This is a genomic window from Paracoccus laeviglucosivorans (assembly GCF_900182695.1).
Classification (GTDB): domain Bacteria; phylum Pseudomonadota; class Alphaproteobacteria; order Rhodobacterales; family Rhodobacteraceae; genus Paracoccus; species Paracoccus laeviglucosivorans.
Window position 1 is genome coordinate 278841 of the sequence record NZ_FXTK01000001.1, and the last position, 21436, is coordinate 300276.

The window sequence follows — 21436 nt, forward strand, 5'->3', positions numbered from 1 at the left end:
CCATCTCACAGGAAAACGGCCCCGCCGCAAGGGACAGGGCCGCGTGACGATTGGCAGATTTGCGTCAGTTCGACGCCATGCGCCGATCCGAGCGGTAAAAGATGTGGCTGCCGATGCGCGCCGTGCGTTCGAACTTGCGCGACCATTTCGGCTTCACGGCGGGCGTGTGGAAATAGGTCGCCCCGTCGGTCAGATTACGCGGCGCACCCGACAGGGCGGCCTTGGCGATCTGCTGGGCACGGGCATAGGCACCACGCTCGCGGATGCGGCCCTTTTTATAGGTGAACTGCCCGCTTTGGTTCACGACGCCGCAAACCGTTTTGGGGAAGCGCGGATGATCCACGCGGTTCAGAATGACCTCGGCCACGGCGCGCTGGCCTTGCGAGCCTTCGCCGCGGGCTTCGAAGTAAAGCGCCTCGGACAGGCACTGCAGATCGGTGGTGCTGACGTTCGGAGTGGTAGCTGCCTGGGCAGCGCGGCTGCCGGTCTTGTAGGTCACGCGCTGCTGGGTGTCAGCCATTGCTGGGGCGGCCGCAACTGCGGGAAGCGTAAGGGCAACACACAGGGAAACGCGCGCCAGCCATGACATCGGTGTCGACATTTTGGTCCTGTTCAAATGGGGTCCGGTGTTCACTGTCCGGGGTTCGTGTTCGTGCCCATTCCGGGCCTTTGCTGCCGGTCAATGGGCAGAAACAGGCCGCACGGTTCCAGCCCACTTAAGCGTGAGCCGCCAAAATCATAAGAAAACAAAGGATTTAGGCGAAAACCCGCCTACAGTGATTTCGTTAACGGGCGGGTTTCGGCCAAATCGCGCAGGGCTTACGACTGCGCCGCAGCGTCCAATTCGGCCTGTTCGCGGCGGATCAGAATCGATTCCTGCGCCGCCGCCAGCCTTGCGACTGGCACACGAAAAGGCGAGCAGGAAACATAGTTTACACCCGCACGTAGACAAAATGCGATTGATTCAGGATTGCCGCCATGTTCGCCGCAGACCGAAATCGTGATGTTCGGCGCATGGCTGCGCGCCCGTTCCGTGCCGATCGCGACCAGTTCCCCCACCCCGTCGCGGTCAAGGATGTGGAACGGATCTTCGGCATAGACCCCCTGCCCGACATAAGTGCCCATGAAGCGCCCGGCATCGTCGCGCGACAGGCCATAGGTCATCTGCGTCAGGTCGTTGGTGCCGAAGGACAGAAAGGCTGCATGCTGGGCAATGTCGCCCGCCCGCAATGCGGCACGCGGGGTTTCGACCATGACACCCAGACGATAGGTGAAATCCTTGCGCGTCTCATTGCGGACGGCGGCGGCCACGGCGTCTATGCGGGTCTTGACCAGTTCGACCTCGCGCCGGGCGCTGACCAGCGGGATCATGATTTCGGGGACCACGGGATCGCCGTTGCGGCTGGCTTGAATCGTCGCCTCGAAGATGGCGCGGGCCTGCATGTCATAGATTTCGGGGACGGTGATCCCCAGCCGCACGCCACGCATCCCCAGCATCGGGTTGAATTCCGACAGCGCCTCGACCCGGCGGGTCACGTCGGACAAGGGCAGGTCCAGCGATTCCGCCAAGGCCCGCATCCCTTCGCGGTCATGGGGCAGGAATTCGTGCAGGGGCGGGTCGAACAGGCGGATGGTGACCGGAAGACCCGCCATGATCTTGAACAGCTCCGCGAAATCGCCGCGCTGCATGGGCAGCAGGCGGTCCAGCGACAGGCGGCGATCCTCGGCCTTGTCGGCAAAGATCATCTCGCGCATGGCGGGCAGGCGTTCGTCGTCAAAGAACATGTGTTCGGTGCGGCAAAGCCCGATGCCCTGCGCACTGAAGCGCCGCGCGGTGCGGGCATCTTCGGGCGTGTCGGCATTGGCCCGGATGCGGATGATGGATTCGTCGTCCGCCCAATCCAGCAGCTGGTTGAAGCTGTCGTCCAGCGCAGGCTCCAACATTTCGGCGGCCCCCGCCAGCACCTCGCCCGAGGTGCCGTCGATGGTGATTTCGTCGCCTTCGTGGAATTCGCGCCCCCCCGTCCGCATGATGCGGGCGCGCGGGTCGATGCTGATGCCGCTGGCGCCCACGATGCAGGGCAGGCCGATGCCGCGCGCGATGACGGCAGCATGGCTGGTCATGCCGCCCCGTTCGGTCAGGACGGCGACGGCCGCGTGCATCCCGCGGATGTCTTCGGGAACCGTTTCGCGGCGGACCAGCACGCAATGTTCGCCCCTTGCCTCGGCGGCCTGCGCGACGGTGGCGGAAAATACGATGCGCCCCGTCGCGGCACCGGGGCTGGCGTTGATACCGCGCGCGATGATGTCGCGGGGTGCGGTCGGGTCCACCTGATAATGCAGCAGGTCCGACAGCACGCGCGGTTCGACCCGCATCACCGCTTCCTCGGGCGGGATGATGCCGTCGCGGGCCAGACCCACCGCAATGCGGACGCTGGCGCGCGATGATCGCTGCACCCGCACCGCGTCGATGATCGAGAGCTGGCTGTCCGAGACGACGAATTCCACCTGCATCTCCTCGCGCAGGCGTTCGCGGGCGGCGACGCCGTAGCGGACCAGATCGGCAAAGACTTCGGGGGCAGCTTCCTCCAGCGAGGCACCGCGGGGGTCGCGGGTCAGATACAGCGTCTCGGCCCCTTCGCCCTTGGCGCGGCCTTGCGTCTGGCCGCGAAAGCGCCCGGTGATGCGGGGCGTGCCCGTGCTGCTGTCGATCAATTGGATCGAACCCGAGCCTGTGACCCCCGGCCCCAAGGCCAGTGCCATATCCTGAACGATCAGCCCCAGCGGCGCCTGCGCGGGCGCGCCCTTGGCCTGACGCAGCAACCGGGCGGTCGGGCCATCCCAGGCGCGCGCCATGCTGCGCAAGACCTCGGCCAGCTGGCGGGCGGGATCCTGGGGGAATTCCTCGTCCGTCTCGTCCTCATAGGCGTCGAGCGCGGCGCGCAGGCCACCGTCGCTGTCCGAGAACATGTCGGGATCAAGGCGGGCGACATGGATGGCATAGGATTGCACGAAACCCAGATAGATCGCATCCGCCGCAGCCTTGCCACGTTTTTCGGCCAGTCGGGCGTGGCATTCGTCATTGATGCCGACATTCAGGACGGTGTTGGGCCCACCCCAGGCAGGATTGACCGCCGAAGGGCGCACACTGACCAGCCCGTCGGCACGTTCGATGATGCCTGCAAGACAGGCGCGGTCCGGGGTCTGACCATTCGCAATGGCGCGCACCGCATCGGCCGAAAAGGCAAAGCTGGTCGGCACCGGCAGGTCCATGCGGACAAGGCGCTGCAGGCATTTGGCCCGCCAGCCGTGGCGCACGACCTGAACCCCCGCCGAGGGGGTGATTTCGACGATGGCATCTGGTTCGGTCAGGGCGGACATGGCGTCACATTAGGCACGGCCCGGTTGATCGTGCAAGCGCGGCATAAGAAAGGGGGCTGCCGCCCCCTCGGGCCGTTGGCCCTTCACCCCTGCGGGTATTTTGGGAACCAAGAAGCCCGTCAGCCCTCGATCCTGCCGAAATCTGCGATCAGGCGGCCGGTTTCGCGGATGCGCGACAGCAGGTTCAGGCGGTTGCGGCGCGTGATCTGGTTATCGGTGTTGATCTGCACCGCCTCGAAGAAGGCGTCGATGGGGGCGCGCAGCGTGGCGATGCCTTGGGTGGCGGCCTGGAAATCCTCATTGCGGACGGCTTCGCGGATGGCGGGTTCGGCGCGGTCGAGGGCGGCGAAAAGGGCGCGTTCTTCGTCGGTTTCGGCGAATTTCGGATCGGCGCCGAAGGAGTATTCGACGCCGTCCTTTTCCTCGGCCTGCGCGAGGATGTTTCCGGCGCGTTTGAGGCCTTGCAGCAGGTTTGCGCCGTCTTGCGTTTTGAGGGTGTCGTTGAGGGCGGTGGCGCGGTTGACCAGCAGCACGAGGTCGTCATTGCCGGGCATGGCGATGGCGGCGTCGATGATGTCGTGGCGGATGCCTTGGTCTTTGAGGAAGACTTTCAGGCGGTCGTGGAAGAAGGTGAGGAGGTCGGAGACTTCTGCAATACCCGAGAAATCATCGTTATCTGAATCATCGCGCGATATTCCGTGACCAACCACGCCTTGATCGGCCAACTGAACGAAAGGTGCCCGCACCCCATTCCCCAACACCAACCGAATAACCCCCAGTGCCGCCCGACGCAGCGCGAAGGGGTCTTTCGACCCCGTGGGCTTTTCGTCGATGGCCCAGAAGCCGGTCAGCGTGTCCAGCTTGTCGGCCAGCGCGACGGCGACCGAAACCGGCGCGGAGGGCACGGCATCCGACGGGCCAAGCGGCGAATAGTGGTCGCGGGCGGCGTCGGCGATGGCGGCGTCCTTGCCTGCCTCAAGCGCGTAATAGCGGCCCATGGTGCCTTGCAGTTCGGGGAATTCGCCGACCATCGCGGAACGCAGGTCCAGCTTGGCGATCTTCGCAGCCTCGGCGGCTTGCTCGGGGTCCGCGCCGACCAGCGGGGCGATTTCGCGGGCCAAAGCGGCGATGCGTTCGATGCGGTCGGCCTGCGAGCCCAGCTTGCTTTGGAAGGTCACCGAGCGAAGCCCCTCGGCCCAGTCGGTCATGCCCGAGCGGGCCTCGCGCAGGTCGTTGTCCCAGAAGAAGGCGGCATCCGACAGGCGGGCGGCCAGCACGCGCTGGTTGCCCTTCAGGATCGTTTCGCCGTTATCCGGGGTTTCGATGTTGGCCACCGTGACGAAGCCCTCGATCCGCCCGGTCTTCGGGTTGCGGGCCGAGAAGAACTTCTGGTGTTCGCGCATCGAGGTTTGCAGCACCTCGGGCGGCAGGGACAGGAAGCGTTCCTCGATCGCGCCCATCAGGGGGACGGGCCATTCGACAAGGCCCGCAACCTCGGTCATCAGCCCGTCATCGGGCATGATTTCCCAGCCGCGCGCGAAGGCGAGGTTCGCGGCCTCTTGGCGGATCGCGGCTTCGCGCTCGGCGCTGTCCAGCATGACCTTGGCGCGGCGCAATTTGGCGGCGTAGTCGTCAAAGCTGCTGACCGTGAAAGCGTCCGGGGCCATGAAGCGGTGCCCGCGGGTGGTGTTCCCCGAGACAATGCCCTCGATCTCCATGGGCACGACCGAGGCGCCCGCCTCATCCGTCAGGATGCAGATGACCCCATGCAGCGGGCGGACCCAGCGTAAGCTGCCCGCGCCCCAGCGCATCGACTTGGGCCACGGGAAATCGCGGATGGTGGCGGTCAGCACCTCGGCCACGATGTCTGACGCGGGGCGGCCCGGTTTGGTCAGGGTGGCGAACCAGACCTGACCTTTCTTGTCGTCGCGCGCCTCAAGCTGATCGCGGGTCAAGCCGGTCGAGCGCAGAAAGCCCTCCAGCGCCGCATCGGGGGCGTCGGTGCGCGGGCCCTTGCGTTCCTCGCGCGTGGTCGGGCTGTTGGCCGAAAGCCCCTCGACCGTCAGGACAAGGCGGCGCGGCGTCGAAAACGCGCCGGCGCTGGCATAGGTCAGGCCCGCGCCGACCAGACCGTCGGTCACCAGTTTCTTCAGATCCTCGCGCGCGCGGGCTTGCATCCGCGCCGGGATTTCTTCCGAGAAAAGCTCGATCAGAAGGTCGGGCATCAGTCCATTACTCCGCGTTCGGGGGTCTTGTCGTTGAATTGGTGCCAGCCGAATGCGCGCCCGTCGGGATAGACGGCGATCACGCGATCCACGTCGGGGCGAATCTCGGGCTGGGAAAGGTAGGCTGTGGCCGCGCCGGATTTCAGGTCGGCCTGCAACTGGCCCGCATCGAAGCAGGAAAACCAGTTCGGCGGCACCAGCGGCGTCGGCGCGGGGAATGGCTCGGCGCCGTCCGGCAGCGGCTCCAGCAGTTGGAAGCAGGCGCGCCAGCGGATGGGCGAACTGCCCGCGTCGATGGCCTGCACGGCATCAATGGACAGCGGCACGGGCGCGCCATTGCGCATGACCGTCAACTGAACGGTCGCGGGGTCGATTTCGTCATAGAAACCGTATTCCTGCGCATACCACATCCCGCCGCCCGCAGTGATTGCGACGGCCAGAATGGCGATGGCGGGAATGCGGCCGTCCATCAGGCACCCGCCGGGAAATCGGGCAGCGGCTCGCCGGTCGCGGCAGGGGTGGTCGCGAACAGGTCGGCGCAGCGTTTCGCCAGCGCACGGACGCGGCCGATATAGGCCTGACGTTCAGTGACCGAGATCACGCCGCGCGCGTCCAGCAGGTTGAACAGGTGGCTGGCCTTGATCGCCTGATCATAGGCCGGATGCGCCATGGGGATCGCGCGGCCTGCGGCATCGGTATCGGCTGCGGACAGGATGCGGTCGCATTCCGCCTCGGCATCCTTGAAGTGCTGCAGCAGCATGTCGGTATCGGCGATGTCGAAATTCCAGCGGGAATATTCGCGCTCGGTCTGGTTGAAGATGTCGCCATAGGTCAGTGGGATCGGGCTGTCGGGATGGTTGAAGGGCATGTCCATCACATGCTCAACCCCCAGCACATACATCGCCAGACGCTCAAGACCATAGGTCAGCTCACCGGAAACCGGGCGGCAGTCATGTCCGCCGACCTGCTGGAAATAGGTGAACTGGCTGACCTCCATCCCGTCGCACCAGACTTCCCAGCCCAGCCCCCATGCGCCCAGCGTCGGGCTTTCCCAGTCATCCTCGACGAAGCGGACATCGTGGATCAGCGGGTCTAGGCCGATGGCGCGCAGGCTGCCCAGATACAGTTCCTGCATCTCGGGGGGCGAGGGTTTGATGATGACCTGATACTGATAGTAATGCTGCAAGCGGTTCGGGTTTTCGCCGTAGCGCCCATCCGTCGGACGACGCGAAGGCTGGACATAGGCCGCAGCCCACGGCTTCTGCCCCAGCGACCGCAACGTGGTGGCCGGGTGGAACGTGCCTGCGCCCACCTCCATGTCATAGGGTTGCAGGACGGCGCAGCCCTGTGCAGCCCAATAGGATTGCAGGCGCAGGATCACGTCCTGAAAGCAGACGGGTTTGTCCTTGGGGCTGGTCATCCGGTTTTCCTTGGGCATAACTGGAAAGAAATGTCAGCCGCCTTCTAGGCAGTGGTCGGCGCATGGTCAATGAGAGGGAGAGTGGATGCGGCGCTTTGCATTGGTCCTTGGGGCTGGCCTGACGCTTCCCTTATCCGCATTGGCCGAGGATGTGGTGATCCGCATCGAGGCAAAACGCGGCAGCGAAGCCGTGCAGACCGCAGCGCAGGGCTGGGCCGCGCAGTTTCCCGATGTGGTGACGTTCCCCCTGGCCGATGGCTGGACCGGGATCGCGCTTGGCCCGATGCCGCGCGAACAGGCCACGGCGCGGCTGGACGAATTGAAACGCGATGCCAAGGTTCCCGGTGACAGCTTCCTGTCGCCCGCCGCAGGACGGCAGATTGCGCAGGTCGCGGCAGGCACGACGGTTGCCGCAGCGCCTGTCGTGACCGATCCGCCCGCAGCCGAACCCGCGCCGGAAATTGCGGCTGTGCCCGCGACCCCCGAACCCGCGCCGCCGCCGCCAGAATTCTTCCTGCGCATCGAATCCAGCACGAACCGCACCAGCGCCGAAGAAATGCTGGCCAAGCGCCGCGAGATCCTGCCCGAAGCCGGGCTGTGGACGTTGCCGAATGGCCGTTCCGTCGTGGGCCTTGGCCCCATCCCCGACGAAGCGACCGGAGAGGCGTGGCTGCGGGCCTTCAAGACCGCTGGGGCCGTGCCCCGCGATGCCTTCCTGTCGCCCGCCGAAGATATGGGCGATGTCGCCATAGCCGGGAAACCGCCGGAACTGGGCGCCCCGCCCGCCGAAGGCGCGATGCCGCTGGCCATGCCCGCGCTTGAGGATATTCAGCGCGCCCTGCGTTGGGCCGGGCATTACGAAGGCGCGATCGACGGCAAGGACGGCCCGATGACACAGGCGGCGATCGCAGATGAGATCGTGCGGCTGCGCGCCTCGCCCGACACGGCGACCGCCATGGCCGAACTGATCCGGCGGCGCGAGGCGTGGCGGGCCGAGATGCACCTGACGCAGTTGCAGGACGCCCATACCGGGCTGGCCCTGCCCGCGCCGATGGACAAGCTGGCCTTTGACCGCACCGAACGGGCGCTGTCGATCTATGGCCCCAAAGACGGCTCGGGTGCGGCGCTGATCCTGTTTTCACAACCCGGCGGCCAGCAGGAGATGCTGGATCTGGCGGGGCTGGTAACGGCGCTTGGTTGGGTTCCCGCGCCGGAACGGCAGGTCAGCCGGGGCAGCGTGGTGCTGGACGGACGCAACGAAACGCATGTGGGCCATTCCGAAGGCCACGTGGTCGATGGCCGCGTGCAGGGTTTCGTGCTGATCTGGCCCGTGCAAGACCCTGACGAAGGGCGCAGGCTCGCCTCGGAAATCTCGGACAACATGGCGCGGTTTGCGCCGGGCGCGATGGACCCAACGGCCCCTGCCCCAGCCCCGGCAATGCCCTCGGCCGTGCCGGTGAACTAGCCGCGCCAGAAACGCGGCACGAACAGCACCAGCACGGTCAAAAGCTCCAATCGGCCGACATACATGCCGATGCTCATCATCCATTTCGCGGCGGTGGGAATGTCGGTGACGGCACCGTTGGGGCTAAGCTCGGGCCCCCAGATCACGCCGACATTGGCGATGGCGGTCCATGCCCCGGTCAACGCGGTGCGTGGATGCAGCCCGGTCATCGCCAGCCCCACGATCAGCAGGCCGAATGTCAGCATGAACAGCGTAAAGAACGCCATGACCGAATCGACCACGTCCTTGTCCAGCGGACGTCCATCGTAAAGCAGCGGGAACACGCGATGCGGCGAATGCATCCGTTTCAGCTGCGTCTTGACCGCCTGGATCAGCACCAGATAGCGGAACACCTTGACCGAACACGAGGTGGACCCGGTGCAGCCGCCGATCAGTCCGACCACCACCAGCAGCGCAAAGGGGAAATGGCCCCAAAGCGTCGTATCGGTCGAAGCAAACCCCGTGCCCGAAAAGGTCGAGATGACGTTGAACGTGGTTTCCCGGATCACGTCCAGCGGATGCATCGCATCCAGCCACAGCAGCCGATAGATGACGATGGCCGCGATCGCATAGAAGGTCCAGCGCAGATATGCCCGCACCTGAATGTCGCGCCAAAGCGGCTGGGCCGAGCCCCGGATCAGTTGCACCATGCGGATGAACGGGATCGAGGCGAGGATCATGAAAAACGACGCTGCATATTCCGCAGGCCCGATGAACGGCGCGAAGCTGGCATCGTAATTCGAAAACCCGCCGGTCGAGCAGGTGGACAGCGCCAGCACCAGCGCGTCGAACCCCTCCATCCCCAGCAGGATATAGGTGATCATGCAGGCCGCTGTCAGCGCGACGTAGACTGCCGTGGTTTCCCGCGCGATGTCAAAGGCGCGCGGCAGGATCTTGCCCAGCGTGTCGAACCCTTCGGATTTGAAGAACTGCATCCCGCCGACCTTCATCACCGGCAGGAAGATCATGGCGACGACGATGATTCCCAGACCGCCGAACCAGTTCAGAAAGGCGCGCCACAGGTTCACACCCTTGGGCAATGCGTCCAGCCCGATAAAAGCCGTGGTGCCGGTGGTGGTCAGGCCCGACATCGCCTCGAAATAGGCATCGGTGAAACTTGCGCCGGGCTGCCCCACCATAAAGGGCACGGCCCCCGCCGCAGGCAGCACCGCCCAGATCGAGGCGGTCAGCAAGAACGCCTGCTCCATCGTCAGCTGCCGTTCGACGTCATGGGTGGCGACGGTGATCAGCCCGCCCGCCAGCATGGTCAGGATCGCGGCCTCAAGAAAGCTTTTCCAATGCGGGTCGCCTGCCCACCAATCGACACACATCGGCAAGGCCATCGCCGCCCCGAGCGTGATGACCAGCTTGCCGATGATATTGGCCACGGGACGGATATCTATCATGCAGCCTTGCTTGCCGTGCCGTCAGGTTTCCGTCAAGCGGTGCAAGGCGCTTGCATGGTCGCGCGGGATTGCCTATGGAAAACGGCGATGCGGGTGTAGCTCAATGGTAGAGCAGCAGCCTTCCAAGCTGAATACGTGGGTTCGATTCCCATCACCCGCTCCATCGCCATCCTGAAATACTGCGCTATCACGGCCACTTACGGCCCGATTCCACGCGGCATGGCTGTAAAATTTCCTGCGTCACGGCAGAACATTCCGCACCGCATCTTTCTTTCGGCCCGGTTTCGCCATATATGCTGCGGGCAATTCCCTTTGGCCGAAAGGAAGCCGATGTCCCGCAAAGCGACGCAGCGCCTGTCCTTCTTTCTTCTTATGGGACTTACGCTTTACGCCTCTTTTGTGGGCGCGGGCTGAACCATGGCAAAACGCTTCGGAGGCCGCTTCTCGCCCCAGGGTGGGCCGCGTCTGGACGGCAGCGATCCGCGTCCGCCCGCCCGCCCCGCACCGGGCGAGATCAATCATCCCCTGCAATCGCGCACGCGCTGGATCACCATCATGGGGATTCCGTTCCTGCTCAGCGCGTTCTGGCAGGACCCGGTCGGGCTTGCCACGCATCTGGGGGCCTTTGGCAGCCTTGCCGCAGGCATGTTGCTGACCCGCGAAGGATTGCAGGCCGAAGCCGCCTATGACGCGCGCCGCGTGGCCCGCCGTCCCGCCGTGCCGCGCAAGCTGTTCGGCGGCATCCTGACCGGGCTGGGCCTTGCCGTCGGGTCATACGTGCCGGGTGCCGAAGCCGGTGCCGCGATCATCGGCGTTGCCGCTGGCGCGCTGCATTGGCTGGCCTTTGGCCCCGACCCGATGCGCGACAAGGGGATGGAAGGCGTCGATACCTTCCAGCAGGACCGCGCCCATCGCATCATCGCCGAGGGCGAGGCCTATCTGAAAGCCATGCAGGACGCGATCCTGCGGACCTCGGACCGCCGGCTTGAGGCGCGGGTTGCCATGTTCGCCGCCACCGCACGCGAACTTTTCGCCCGGATCGAGGAAGACCCCGACGACATCGCCGCCACCCGCCGCTATCTGGGCATCTATCTGCAGGGCGCGCGCGATGCGACGGTCAAGTTCTCGGACCTGTATGCCCAGACCCGTGATCCGCGCGCGCGGCAGGATTATGAAACGCTGCTCTCCGATCTTGAAACGCAGTTTCAGGCCCGCAGCCGCAAGTTGACCGAAGGCGACAAGGCCAATCTGGACATCGAAATCGGCGTGCTGCGCGAAAGACTGGCCCGCGAAGGCGTGCGCCCGGTCGAGCGTCCTGCCGAGGTCGGCGCCGACCCAGCCGAACTGGAACGCACGATGACGATGGACGATCTGCTGATGCGGCGCGACGCGGACAAGCAACGCCGCTGATGCCCCGCTACGCTTTGCTGATCGAATATGACGGCCTGCCCTTTGCGGGCTGGCAGGCGCAGGCCGAACATCCCAGCGTGCAAGGCGCGATCGAGGCTGCACTTGCGCGTCTGGACCCCGCTTATGCATCGGGCGCGCGTATCGCCGCTGCCGGGCGCACCGATGCGGGCGTCCACGCCACGGGTCAGGTCGCCCATGCCGATCTGGCGCGTGACTGGGATCCGTTTCGCCTGTCCGAGGCGCTGAACTGGCATCTGAAACCCGCGCCCGTCGCGATCCTGTCCGCTGCGCGGGTCGATGACGATTTCCACGCCCGCTTTTCCGCACTGGAACGGCGCTATCTGTTCCGGCTGACCGCCCGCCGCGCGCCTGTCACGCATGACCGGGGTCGCGTCTGGCAGGTTTTGAACCCGCTGGACATCGACGCGATGCGGGCGGGCGCAGCGCATCTGATCGGGCTGCATGATTTCACCACGTTCCGTTCGACCATGTGCCAGTCGAAAAGCCCGGTAAAGACGCTGGACCAGATCACCATCGACGAGATCGAAATTCCGCAGGGCCGCGAATACCGGTTTCGCCTGCGTGCGCGGTCATTCCTGCACAATCAGGTCCGCTCGATCGTCGGCACGCTGGAGCGGGTGGGTGCCGGCGCATGGGATCCCGCCCGCGTGGCCGAGGCGCTGGAGGCGCGTGATCGCGCAGCCTGTGGGCCGGTCTGCCCGCCGCAAGGGTTGTATCTGTCGGGCGTGGGCTATCCGAAAGACCCGTTCGGCGCGGGCTAAGTCCGCTTATTCGGCGGGGATCTTGGCTGCAGGCTGTTGGGCGACCTGCTGCACTTTTTGCACCGCGGCGACCGGCAGACCGTGACCCGACGGAATGCGGCGACGCCCGCGACCCTGCCATGACGGGATCACCACAGTCATCACCGTATGGCCGATGATCCAAAGATCGACGCGCAGCGTGCGGCGGCGCTGATAGATCATGTCCAGCCGCAGCTTGGTCGGCAGGCAGCGGCGGTAATAGGCGGCCTCGGTCGCCTCGGCGGTCTTGCAGCGCGCCATGATGCGGTCTTCATGGGCGTGATAGATCATGGTGGCCAGTCCCGTCACACCGGGACGATTCGCCAGCACCTGATTGTAAAGCGCCGGAAACCGCTCGACATATTCCTTGAGCGGTGGGCGCGGACCCACAAAGCTCATGTCGCCGCGCAGGATGTTGAACAGCTGCGGCAGTTCGTCGATGCGGGTGCGGCGCAGGATGCGGCCCACCTTGGTGATGCGCCAATGCTTATGCGCGCCGGTCGCGCCGGAATCGTCATCCTCGCGCAGCATGGTGCGGAATTTCAGCAGATCGAACTGTTCGCCGGGCGCGCGCATCCGTGGCGCGACATAGAACAGCGGCCGCCCCTGCGTCACCAAAAGCAGCGCAGCGACCACGGCCATCACCAGCCCAAGCGGGATCAGCAGGATCAGCGAAAACAGGATGTCAAAGGCGCGTTTGCGGCGGGTCATCCCCACCTTGACGGCTTGTTGATCGGCAATCCATCCCATACCCAGCCCCGAGACCGAAGCCAGGTCACGGCGATCAGATCTGTCCCAATCATGGTGAATTGTCACAGTATGGTCGTCCCGTGTTTTTCTTGGGCTGCTCGTTTGAATTTGCCGTAACACAGGGTCCGACAAATGGGAACGAACGCAAGGGGAAAAGCGCGACGCTCTTGCGCAACCGTGTCCTTTCGGCCAGTCTTTGCCCATTCGGGGTCAACCGGAGCAAGAATATGCGGAAATCGCTGGTCGTCCTGGATGATTCACGCGAATGCCTGAACGCCATACGCTTTGCGGCGATGCGGGCTGCCAAAACCGGCGGCGGCGTGCAGGTGCTGGCCGTCATCCCAACGAACGAAATTCCGCACGGCATGGGCGTTGCCGACGTGATGCGTGCCGAAGCCTATGAACGCATTCAGGCCCATTTCGAGGTCTTTGCGAAATGGATGCGCGACCGCCCCGGCGTTGAGCCGGAACTGGTCGTGCGCGAAGGCGAGCCGGGCAACGAATTGCTGGCCCAGATCAACGACGATCCCGAAATCGGCATCGTGGTGCTGGCCGCCTCGACGGAAAGCGCGGGACCGGGGCCACTGATTTCGCGCCTGATGCGCGAAATGGCGAACCTCTCCTGCCCCATCACTATCGTGCCCGGCGACATCTCGCGCGAGCGGCTGGAACAGATCACCTGACCCGGCCCGCGCCTGCGGTGAAACCCAGCTTTGATCCTGCCGCATCCTTTCGCGGTCCCGTTCGGCTTGACTCATCCCCCCCTCGATCCCCATATCCGGGAACAAAGGAGCGCCCCCATGTTCATCCAGACCGAAACCACCCCGAACCCCGCCACGCTGAAGTTCCTGCCGGGCGAGGTTGTTCTGGGCCAAGGCACCGCCGATTTCACCGATGCCGATGCCGCTGGCGCAAGCCCGCTGGCGCGACGCATCTTTGCCGTGCCGGGCGTGACCGGCGTGTTTCTGGGCTCGGACTTCGTGACCGTGACCAAGGGCGACGGCGCGGTATGGGATCACCTCAAGCCGTCTGTTCTGGGCGCCATCATGGAGCATTACCAGTCCGGCGCGCCCGCCATGGAAGGCGCGGCGACCAGCGGCCATAACGAACAGACCGGCGAAGACGCCGAGATCGTCACCCAGATCAAGGAATTGCTGGACACCCGCGTGCGCCCCGCCGTGGCACAGGACGGCGGCGACATCACGTTCCACGGCTTCGACCGTGGCGTGGTCTATCTGCACATGCAGGGGGCCTGCGCGGGCTGCCCCTCCTCGACCCTGACTCTGAAGATGGGGATCGAGAACCTGCTGCGTCACTATATCCCCGAAGTGACCGAGGTCCGTCCCGTTGCCTGAAGCCCTTGCCTTGGGCTTCGACACATCGGCCGCGCATTGCGCGGCCGCTTTGCTGACCGAAAGCCGCGTTCTGGCGCATCGTCAGGAAGACATGGGCCGCGGTCAGGCCGAAAGGCTGTTTCCCCTGCTTGAGGAATTGCTGACCGAGGCCGGGCGCGACTGGCGCGATCTGACCGTCATCGGGGTCGGCACGGGTCCGGGCAATTTCACCGGCATCCGCATCGCCGTTGCCGCCGCGCGCGGCCTGTCGCTGTCTTTGGGCATCCCCGCCGTCGGCGTCGGCGTGACCGAGGCGGCGGCGCTTGGCCTGCCCCGCCCATGCCGCGTCGCCGTGCCGTCCCGCGCGGGTGAGGTGATCTGGCAGGATTTCGGCATGGGGCCATCCGCGCCCGAACAGGGTCAGTTGCACATGCTGCCCCCCGGCCCCGCCATCGCACTGACGCGCCATCCGCTGCCCATCGCCATCGGGCGCATCGCGCTGTCGCGCGCCAACGAGCCCGACCTGCCCCGCCCCGCGCCGATCTATCTGCGCCCGGCGGATGCCGCCCCCGCCCGCGACCGCGGTCCCGTTATCCTGACATGAGCGCGGACGGGCTGGCCGATCTGCATCTGCGCTGCTTCGGCACGCATCCCCGCCCCTGGTCGGCGGCGGAAATCGAAGACCTGCTGGCCAGCCCGCTGAACTTTCTGCTGCGCGTGCCGCATGGCTTCCTGATCGGGCGCACCGTCGCCGACGAGGCCGAGCTTTTGACCCTTGCCGTATCCCCCGAGGCGCGGCGTCAGGGTGTCGCGCGCCGCCTGATGCAGGAATTTCGCGCAACGTCACAGGCGCGCGGCGCGGCCGAGGCTTTTCTGGAAGTCGCCTCGGATAACGGCCCTGCACAGGCGCTTTATCTGGCGGATGGCTGGGTTCAGGCAGGCAGGCGGCGCAATTACTATGCACCGGGGATCGACGCGATCCTGATGCGGCGGATTCTTTGATCATAACCCGGTTGACGGCTCTGGACCCATGCGCCCTAATTCGGCATGAGCGGGCGGAATCGCCCATAACAGGTTGAGGTCTAGAACATGTCCCTGATGAAAACGCTGCTGGCCGGTGCCAGCCTGGCCATTCTGCCCTTGGCCGCATTGGCCGACCCCGCACTGATCTTTGACCTGGGGGGCAAGTTCGACAAATCCTTCAACGAAGCGGCCTATACCGGGGCCGAAAAGTGGAAGGCCGAAACCGGCGGCACCTATAAGGAACTGGAGATGCAGTCCGAGGCGCAGCGGGAACAAGCCCTGCGCCGTCTGGCCGAAACCGGCGCGAACCCCATCGTGATGACCGGCTTCGCCTTTGGAGAGGTGCTGAACAAGGTCGCCCCCGACTATCCCGATACGAAATTCGCGATCATCGACATGGTCGTCGAACAGCCCAACGTCCAATCCATCGTCTTCACCGAGGAGCAGGGCTCCTATCTGGCGGGCGTGATGGCCGCGAAAGCGTCGAAATCCGGCACCGTCGGTTTCATCGGCGGCATGGACATTCCGCTGATCCACAAATTCGAATGCGGCTATGCTCAGGGCTTCAAGGCCACGAACCCCGAAGGCAAGCTGCTGATCAACTATACCGGCACCACCCCCGCCGCATGGAACGACCCGGTGAAGGGCGGCGAACTGGTCAAGGCGCAAATCTCGCAAGGCGCTGACGTGGTTTACGCGGCGGCGGGCGGCACGGGCATCGGCATCCTGCAATCGGCGGCGGATGCGGGCATCCTGTCGATCGGCGTGGACAGCAACCAGAACCACCTGCATCCGGGCAAAGTGCTGACCTCGATGGTCAAGGGCGTGGACAACTCGGTCTATGAGGCGTTCAAGGCCGGTGCAGACCTGCAACCGGGCATCAAGACGATGGATCTTGCCTCGGGCGGGGTGTCGGTCGCGGTTGATGACAACAACAAACCGCTGATCACCGAAGACATCACCGCAGCCGTCGATGCCGCGACCAAGGGCATCACGGCGGGCGAAATCAAGGTGCATGACTATATGACCGATAACACCTGCCCGGTGCAGTAATGGCTTCGACGCCCGGAACGGATACGGCCCCCGCAATCGAATTGCGGGGGATTTCCAAGGCTTTCGGTCCCGTGCAGGCAAACAAGGGCATCGACCTTGTCGTGCCGCGCGGGACGATCCACGGCATCATCGGTGAAAACGGGGCCGGGAAATCGACGTTGATGTCGATCCTGTATGGCTTCTATCGCCCCGATGCAGGGGAAATCCTGATCGGCGGCAAGCCCACGGCCATCACCGACAGCCAGACTGCGATCCGTTCGGGCATCGGCATGGTGTTCCAGCATTTCAAGCTGGTGCAGAACTTCACCGTGCTGGAAAACGTCATCCTCGGGGCCGAGGACGGGGGGCTGCTGCGCCCGTCCCTGTCCCGCGCGCGGGGCGAGTTGAAGCGCCTGGCAAGCGAATACGAATTGCAGGTCGATCCCGATGCGCTGGTCGAGGAGTTGTCCGTCGGCCACCAGCAACGGGTCGAAATACTGAAAGCCCTGTATCGGCAGGCTGACATCCTGATCCTTGACGAACCGACCGGCGTGTTGACCCCCGCCGAGGCTGATCACCTGTTTCGCATCCTTCGCGGCCTGCGCGACGAAGGCAAAACAATCATCCTGATCACCCACAAACTGCGCGAGATCATGGAGATCACCGACAATGTTTCGGTGATGCGGCGGGGCGAGATGGTCGCATCCGTCAAGACCCGCGAAACCAACCCGACGCAACTGGCCGAGCTGATGGTGGGCCGCAAGGTGCTGCTGCGCGTGGACAAGGCCCCAGCCCAGCCCGGCGCGCCGATCCTGTCGGTGCGGGGCCTGCGCATGGTCGATACGGCGGGCGTCGAGCGGCTGCGCGGTATCGACCTGGACATTCACGCCGGTGAGATTCTGGGGATTGCCGGGGTTTCGGGCAACGGCCAGACGCAATTGCTGGAAATCCTTGGCGGCTATCCCGAAAAGGGCGCGCGGCTTGAGGGCACGGTGACGCTGAACGGCCAGCCCCTGCCGCTGACCGGCAGCGATGCGCGGGCGCGGCGTCAGGCGGGCGTGGGCCACGTGCCCGAGGATCGGCAGGTCGAAGGACTGATCATGGATTTCGCCGCGTGGGAAAACGTGGCTTTCGGCTATCATGACGCGCCCGAATTCCAGAACGGCCTGCTGATGGACAATGCCGCGATCCGCGCCGACGCGGCAGGCAAGATGCAGCGTTTCGACGTGCGCCCGCCCAACCCGGAACTGGCGGCCAAGAATTTCTCGGGCGGGAACCAGCAAAAGATCGTCGTCGCGCGCGAGGTCGAGCGCAATCCCGACCTGCTGCTGATCGGCCAGCCCACGCGCGGCGTCGATATCGGCGCGATCGAATTCATCCACAAACGCATCGTGGAACTGCGCGACGCGGGCAAGGCCGTGCTGCTGGTTTCGGTCGAGCTGGATGAGATCACGGCACTGTCGGACCGGATTGCCGTGATGTTCGACGGGCGGATCATGGGCGAACGCCTGCCGGATCAGGCGACGGTCGCCGATCTGGGCTGCCTGATGGCCGGGGTCGATCCGGCCACGACCGCGCCTGAGGATGCGATAACCCCCGCCACTGCGCCGGGGCTGGACGAAGGGGTCCGCTGATATGGAGCGTATGCCGAAATGGGCCGATGTGGTCCTGACGCCGCTGATCTCGCTGGTGCTGGCTTTTGCGATCTCGGCCGTGGTGATCCTTGCGATCGGTGAAAGCCCGGTCGAGGCCTTGAAGGTCATGGTCGAAGGCGCGCTTTTTTCCAGCTATGGCTGGGGTTTCACGCTGTATTACACGACGAATTTCATCTTCACCGGGCTGGCCGTCATGGTCGCCTATCACGCCGGGCTGTTCAATATCGGCGGAGAGGGGCAGGCCGCGATGGGTGGGCTTGGCGTCGCACTGATGCTGCTGTTCGTGCCTTGGCCGCATTGGGCGCTGGCGCTGCCCGGCGCAATGATCGGGGCTGCGGCTTTCGGCGCGCTTTGGGCGCTGATCCCCGCCTGGCTACAGGCCAAACGCGGCAGCCATATCGTCATCACCACGATCATGTTCAACTTTATCGCCGCGGCGCTGCTGAACTATGTGCTGGTGAACCTGCTGCGCCCCGTGGGCAAGATGGACCCGGCCACCGCGAATTTCCCCGAACCGACGCATCTGCCCTCGATCTCGGACCTGTTGCTGTCGCTGGGCATCGAATGGGGCAAGAACACGCCCGTCAACGTGACGTTCTTCATCGCGCTGGCGGCCTGTCTGCTGGTCTGGCTGCTGATCTGGCGCACGCGGCTTGGCTATGAAATCCGCGCCTTCGGCAAATCCGAACCGGGTGCGGTCTATGCCGGGATCTCGCCCACGCGGATCACGGTCATCGCCATGCTGATCTCGGGCGGGCTGGCCGGGCTGATGGCCATCAACAATGTGATGGGAGAGGCCGAGCGGCTGGTCCTGAATTCGGTCGAAGGCGCGGGCTTTATCGGCATCGCGGTGGCGCTGATGGGCCGCAACCATCCGTTCGGCGTGCTGCTGGCCGCGTTCCTGTTCGGGTTTCTGTATCAGGGCGGGGGTGAGCTTGCGCTGTGGACCAGCATCCCGCGCGAGCTGATCGTCGTCATTCAGGCACTGGTCATCCTGTTCACCGGTGCGCTGGACAATATGGTGCGTATGCCGCTGGAACGCCTGTTCATGGCGCTGCGCCGCAAAAAGGAGGCGTGATGGACTGGCTGATCCCCTTTCTGCCCGCCTTTCTGGCGGCCTATTCCATACAGATCGTGGGTGTCATGTCGCCCGGCCCGGCCGTGGCACTGCTGCTGGGCATCGGTGCCGAACAGGGTCGAGCATCCGCGCTGATGGCGGCATTCGGCATCGCCTGCGGGGCAGGTGTGCTGGCTTTGGCCACCAGTCTGGGGCTGGGGCTGATCATGCAGGAAATCGCTTGGGCGGGCACCGCATTGCGCCTGCTGGGCGCGGGCTATCTGGCATGGCTGGCCTATAAGGCGATGAAGAAAGCCCTGTCCCCGCCGCAGGTCCATGTGGCCGAGGTGCGCCGCCAGCCCATGTTGCGGCTGTTCCTGACCGGGCTGGGATTGCAGATCACCAATATCAAGGCGCTTGTCTTCTGGATGGCCGCAGCCAGCGTCGGCCCTGCGCAGAACGCGCCGCTGCCGGTGCTGCTGGTCTTTGCGCTTGGTGGCACGGTCCTGTCGCTGGCGGGGCATGGCTTCTGGGCGGTGGTGCTGTCCTCGCGTCCGGTGCGCCACGCCTATAACCGCGCCCGCCGCTGGATCGAAGGCGCGCTTGGCATCTTTCTGGGCGCGATGGCCCTGCGCATGGCAATGGAGCGTCGCTGATGGATTTCCCGACAATCATCCAGATCCTCGACAGTGCTGTGCGCCTGATGACGCCCTTGCTGCTGGCCTGTCTGGCCGGGCTTTATTCGGAACGCGCGGGCGTCTTCGACATCGGGCTTGAAGGCAAGATGCTGATGGCGGCCTTTACCGCCGCATCCGTCGCCTATGCCACCGGCAGCGCGTGGCTGGGCTTGTGTGCGGGCATCGCCGGGTCGCTGGCCTTGTCACTGATCCACGGCATGTCCTCGATCACGTTCCGGGGCAATCAGCTGATCTCCGGGGTCGCGATCAACTTCCTCGCCTCGGGGCTGACGGTGCTGCTGGGGCAAAAGATATTCGGCCTTGGCGGGCGCACGCCCTCGCTTGAGGGGGCGGCGCGGTTCAACGAAATCACCCTGCCCTTTGCCGACGCGCTGCGCCCTGTGCCAGTGATCGGGCCCATCTATGCCGATCTGATTTCGGGGCATTCGGTGCTGGTCTATCTGGCCTTTGCCTTCGTGCCGCTGACGTGGTGGGTGCTTTACCGCACGCGCTTTGGTCTGCGGCTGCGGGCGGTGGGGGAAAACCCCGCCTCGGTCGATACGGCGGGGGTGTCCGTCACGCGGCTGCGCTATGCCGCCGTGGGCATCTGCGGCGTCTTGTGCGGTATTGCGGGCGCCTATCTGGCCACCGGGATTTCCGCAGGCTTCGTCAAGGAAATGTCGGCAGGCCGCGGCTATATCGCGCTGGCGGCGCTGATATTCGCCAAGTGGCGGCCGTGGAGCGCGCTTTTCGCCACCTTCCTGTTCGGCCTGCTTGAGGCATTGGCGAACCGCTATCCGAACCTTGATCTGGGCATCATCACCGTCCCTTCGATGTTCATGAGCGCGCTGCCCTATATCCTGACCGTCATCATTCTGGCCGGCTTCGTCGGTCGCGCCATCCCGCCACGCGCGGGCGGAGAACCCTATGTCAAAGAGCGCTGAGCTAGCCCGTCTGATCCAGGAACGCGCCGGGGATCAGCCGCCGGAATACGGTCTGATCCTGGGTTCCGGCCTTGGCCATCTGTCGGCAGCGGTCGAGGGCGTGGCGATCCCCTATTCCGACCTGCCGGGCTTTCCCCATGCAGGCGTGTCGGGCCATGTGCCGCAGCTTGTCGTGGGCCAGCTGGAAGGGCGGCGGGTCGCGGTGTTCGGTGGGCGGTCGCATTACTACGAATCCGGGCGTGCGGATGTCATGCGCCTGCCGCTTGAGGTCTTGCAGGCTTTGGGTTGCGGGCGGCTGATCCTGACCAATGCGGCGGGCAGCCTGCGGGCGGAAAATCCGCCGGGATCGCTGATGCTGCTGTCCGATCACATCGCCTTTGCCGGGACGAACCCGCTGATCGGCGAGGCGACCGATGCGCGTTTCGTGCCGCTGACGGATGCGCATGACGCGGAAATCCGGGCAGGGTTGAAGGCTGCGGCGCTGGCCGAGGGCGTGGACCTGCCCGAAGGGGTCTATTGCTGGTTCTCGGGCCCGTCGTTCGAAACCCCCGCCGAGATCCGCGCCGCAAAGGTGCTGGGTGCTGACGCCGTGGGCATGTCCACCGTCCCCGAGGTGATCCTGTCGCGTTTTCTGGGTCTGCGCTGCGCTGCCGTATCGGTCATCACCAATATGGGCGCAGGCATGTCGGATGAATCGATCAGCCACGAACATACCAAGGCGATGGCCCCCCTTGGGGCAGCAAAGCTGGAACAGGTGCTAAGGCGTTTCCTGCGCGGCTGACCCGCTTTCGGGGCGGGCTGCAGGATGGCGATCATCT

The 21436-nt window shown here is 65.0% G+C and carries 20 protein-coding genes and 1 tRNA gene; 14 read left to right on the top strand and 7 right to left on the bottom strand.

The window, feature by feature from the left end:
• Positions 1 to 64: 64 nt before the first annotated feature.
• The 5 genes from FN835_RS01460 to FN835_RS01480 form a co-directional block, all read right to left on the bottom strand.
• On the bottom strand, positions 65 to 520 hold the full coding sequence (locus FN835_RS01460) for a cell wall hydrolase (protein WP_246098621.1): 456 nt from the start codon (positions 518 to 520) through the stop codon (positions 65 to 67).
• A 299-nt stretch (positions 521 to 819) separates the two neighbouring features.
• Complete coding sequence (locus FN835_RS01465; RefSeq protein WP_142661404.1) at positions 820 to 3381, bottom strand: putative PEP-binding protein; 2562 nt, start codon at positions 3379 to 3381, stop codon at positions 820 to 822.
• A gap of 119 nt (positions 3382 to 3500) precedes the next feature.
• Complete coding sequence (gene glyS / locus FN835_RS01470) at positions 3501 to 5606, bottom strand: glycine--tRNA ligase subunit beta (RefSeq protein ID WP_142661405.1); 2106 nt, start codon at positions 5604 to 5606, stop codon at positions 3501 to 3503.
• Positions 5606 to 6076 carry a DUF6446 family protein gene (locus tag FN835_RS01475; protein ID WP_142661406.1) on the bottom strand — a complete coding sequence of 157 codons (471 nt, stop codon included), beginning with the start codon at positions 6074 to 6076 and terminating at the stop codon, positions 5606 to 5608. The genes glyS and FN835_RS01475 overlap by 1 nt, the downstream gene beginning before the upstream one ends.
• A complete protein-coding gene (locus FN835_RS01480; RefSeq protein WP_142661407.1) occupies positions 6076 to 7026 on the bottom strand; it encodes a glycine--tRNA ligase subunit alpha in 951 nt (316 codons plus the stop codon). The genes FN835_RS01475 and FN835_RS01480 overlap by 1 nt, the downstream gene beginning before the upstream one ends.
• Positions 7027 to 7111: 85 nt before the next feature.
• Between FN835_RS01480 and FN835_RS01485 the strand changes: the two genes are divergently transcribed.
• Positions 7112 to 8491 (top strand): peptidoglycan-binding domain-containing protein, encoded by a 1380-nt coding sequence (locus FN835_RS01485; protein ID WP_142661408.1) that lies wholly within the window; start codon positions 7112 to 7114, stop codon positions 8489 to 8491.
• Here FN835_RS01485 and FN835_RS01490 read toward each other — a convergent pair.
• Positions 8488 to 9936 (bottom strand): TrkH family potassium uptake protein, encoded by a 1449-nt coding sequence (locus FN835_RS01490; protein ID WP_142661409.1) that lies wholly within the window; start codon positions 9934 to 9936, stop codon positions 8488 to 8490. The genes FN835_RS01485 and FN835_RS01490 overlap by 4 nt on opposite strands.
• Before the next feature lie 89 nt (positions 9937 to 10025).
• Here FN835_RS01490 and FN835_RS01495 point away from each other — a divergent pair.
• From FN835_RS01495 to truA, 3 genes are all read left to right on the top strand, one after another.
• A tRNA-Gly gene (locus FN835_RS01495) sits at positions 10026 to 10099 on the top strand.
• A 254-nt stretch (positions 10100 to 10353) separates the two neighbouring features.
• On the top strand, positions 10354 to 11346 hold the full coding sequence (locus FN835_RS01505; protein WP_142661411.1) for a 5-bromo-4-chloroindolyl phosphate hydrolysis family protein: 993 nt from the start codon (positions 10354 to 10356) through the stop codon (positions 11344 to 11346).
• On the top strand, positions 11346 to 12128 hold the full coding sequence (gene truA, locus FN835_RS01510; RefSeq protein ID WP_142661412.1) for a tRNA pseudouridine(38-40) synthase TruA: 783 nt from the start codon (positions 11346 to 11348) through the stop codon (positions 12126 to 12128). The genes FN835_RS01505 and truA overlap by 1 nt, the downstream gene beginning before the upstream one ends.
• 6 nt (positions 12129 to 12134) lie before the next feature.
• Here the strand turns inward: truA and FN835_RS01515 are convergent, their stop codons facing one another.
• Complete coding sequence (locus tag FN835_RS01515) at positions 12135 to 12896, bottom strand: sugar transferase (RefSeq protein WP_281285389.1); 762 nt, start codon at positions 12894 to 12896, stop codon at positions 12135 to 12137.
• 227 nt (positions 12897 to 13123) lie between these two features.
• Here FN835_RS01515 and FN835_RS01520 point away from each other — a divergent pair, with 227 nt between their 5' ends.
• The 10 genes from FN835_RS01520 (at position 13124) to FN835_RS01565 (ending at position 21399) form a co-directional block, all read left to right on the top strand.
• A complete protein-coding gene (locus FN835_RS01520; protein WP_142661414.1) occupies positions 13124 to 13579 on the top strand; it encodes a universal stress protein in 456 nt (151 codons plus the stop codon).
• Positions 13580 to 13696: 117 nt separating this feature from the next.
• The gene (locus FN835_RS01525; protein ID WP_142661415.1) at positions 13697 to 14251 is read left to right on the top strand and encodes a NifU family protein; all 555 of its coding nucleotides are present in this window, start codon (positions 13697 to 13699) and stop codon (positions 14249 to 14251) included.
• On the top strand, positions 14244 to 14834 hold the full coding sequence (gene tsaB, locus FN835_RS01530; protein ID WP_142661416.1) for a tRNA (adenosine(37)-N6)-threonylcarbamoyltransferase complex dimerization subunit type 1 TsaB: 591 nt from the start codon (positions 14244 to 14246) through the stop codon (positions 14832 to 14834). The genes FN835_RS01525 and tsaB overlap by 8 nt, the downstream gene beginning before the upstream one ends.
• Positions 14831 to 15232: a GNAT family N-acetyltransferase gene (locus FN835_RS01535; RefSeq protein ID WP_142661417.1), complete on the top strand. Its 402-nt coding sequence runs from the start codon at positions 14831 to 14833 to the stop codon at positions 15230 to 15232. Before tsaB ends, FN835_RS01535 begins: the two co-directional genes overlap by 4 nt.
• Before the next feature lie 87 nt (positions 15233 to 15319).
• Entirely contained in the window at positions 15320 to 16306 is a 987-nt protein-coding gene (locus FN835_RS01540) for a BMP family lipoprotein (protein ID WP_142661418.1), read from the top strand.
• Positions 16306 to 17919: an ABC transporter ATP-binding protein gene (locus FN835_RS01545; protein WP_142661419.1), complete on the top strand. Its 1614-nt coding sequence runs from the start codon at positions 16306 to 16308 to the stop codon at positions 17917 to 17919. The genes FN835_RS01540 and FN835_RS01545 overlap by 1 nt, the downstream gene beginning before the upstream one ends.
• 1 nt (position 17920) lies before the next feature.
• Complete coding sequence (locus tag FN835_RS01550) at positions 17921 to 19018, top strand: ABC transporter permease (RefSeq protein ID WP_142661420.1); 1098 nt, start codon at positions 17921 to 17923, stop codon at positions 19016 to 19018.
• A complete protein-coding gene (locus FN835_RS01555) occupies positions 19018 to 19653 on the top strand; it encodes a LysE family translocator (RefSeq protein WP_142661421.1) in 636 nt (211 codons plus the stop codon). Before FN835_RS01550 ends, FN835_RS01555 begins: the two co-directional genes overlap by 1 nt.
• Positions 19653 to 20618: an ABC transporter permease gene (locus FN835_RS01560; RefSeq protein ID WP_142661422.1), complete on the top strand. Its 966-nt coding sequence runs from the start codon at positions 19653 to 19655 to the stop codon at positions 20616 to 20618. Before FN835_RS01555 ends, FN835_RS01560 begins: the two co-directional genes overlap by 1 nt.
• A complete protein-coding gene (locus FN835_RS01565; RefSeq protein ID WP_142661423.1) occupies positions 20602 to 21399 on the top strand; it encodes a purine-nucleoside phosphorylase in 798 nt (265 codons plus the stop codon). Before FN835_RS01560 ends, FN835_RS01565 begins: the two co-directional genes overlap by 17 nt.
• The last annotated feature ends 37 nt before the right edge of the window (positions 21400 to 21436 follow it).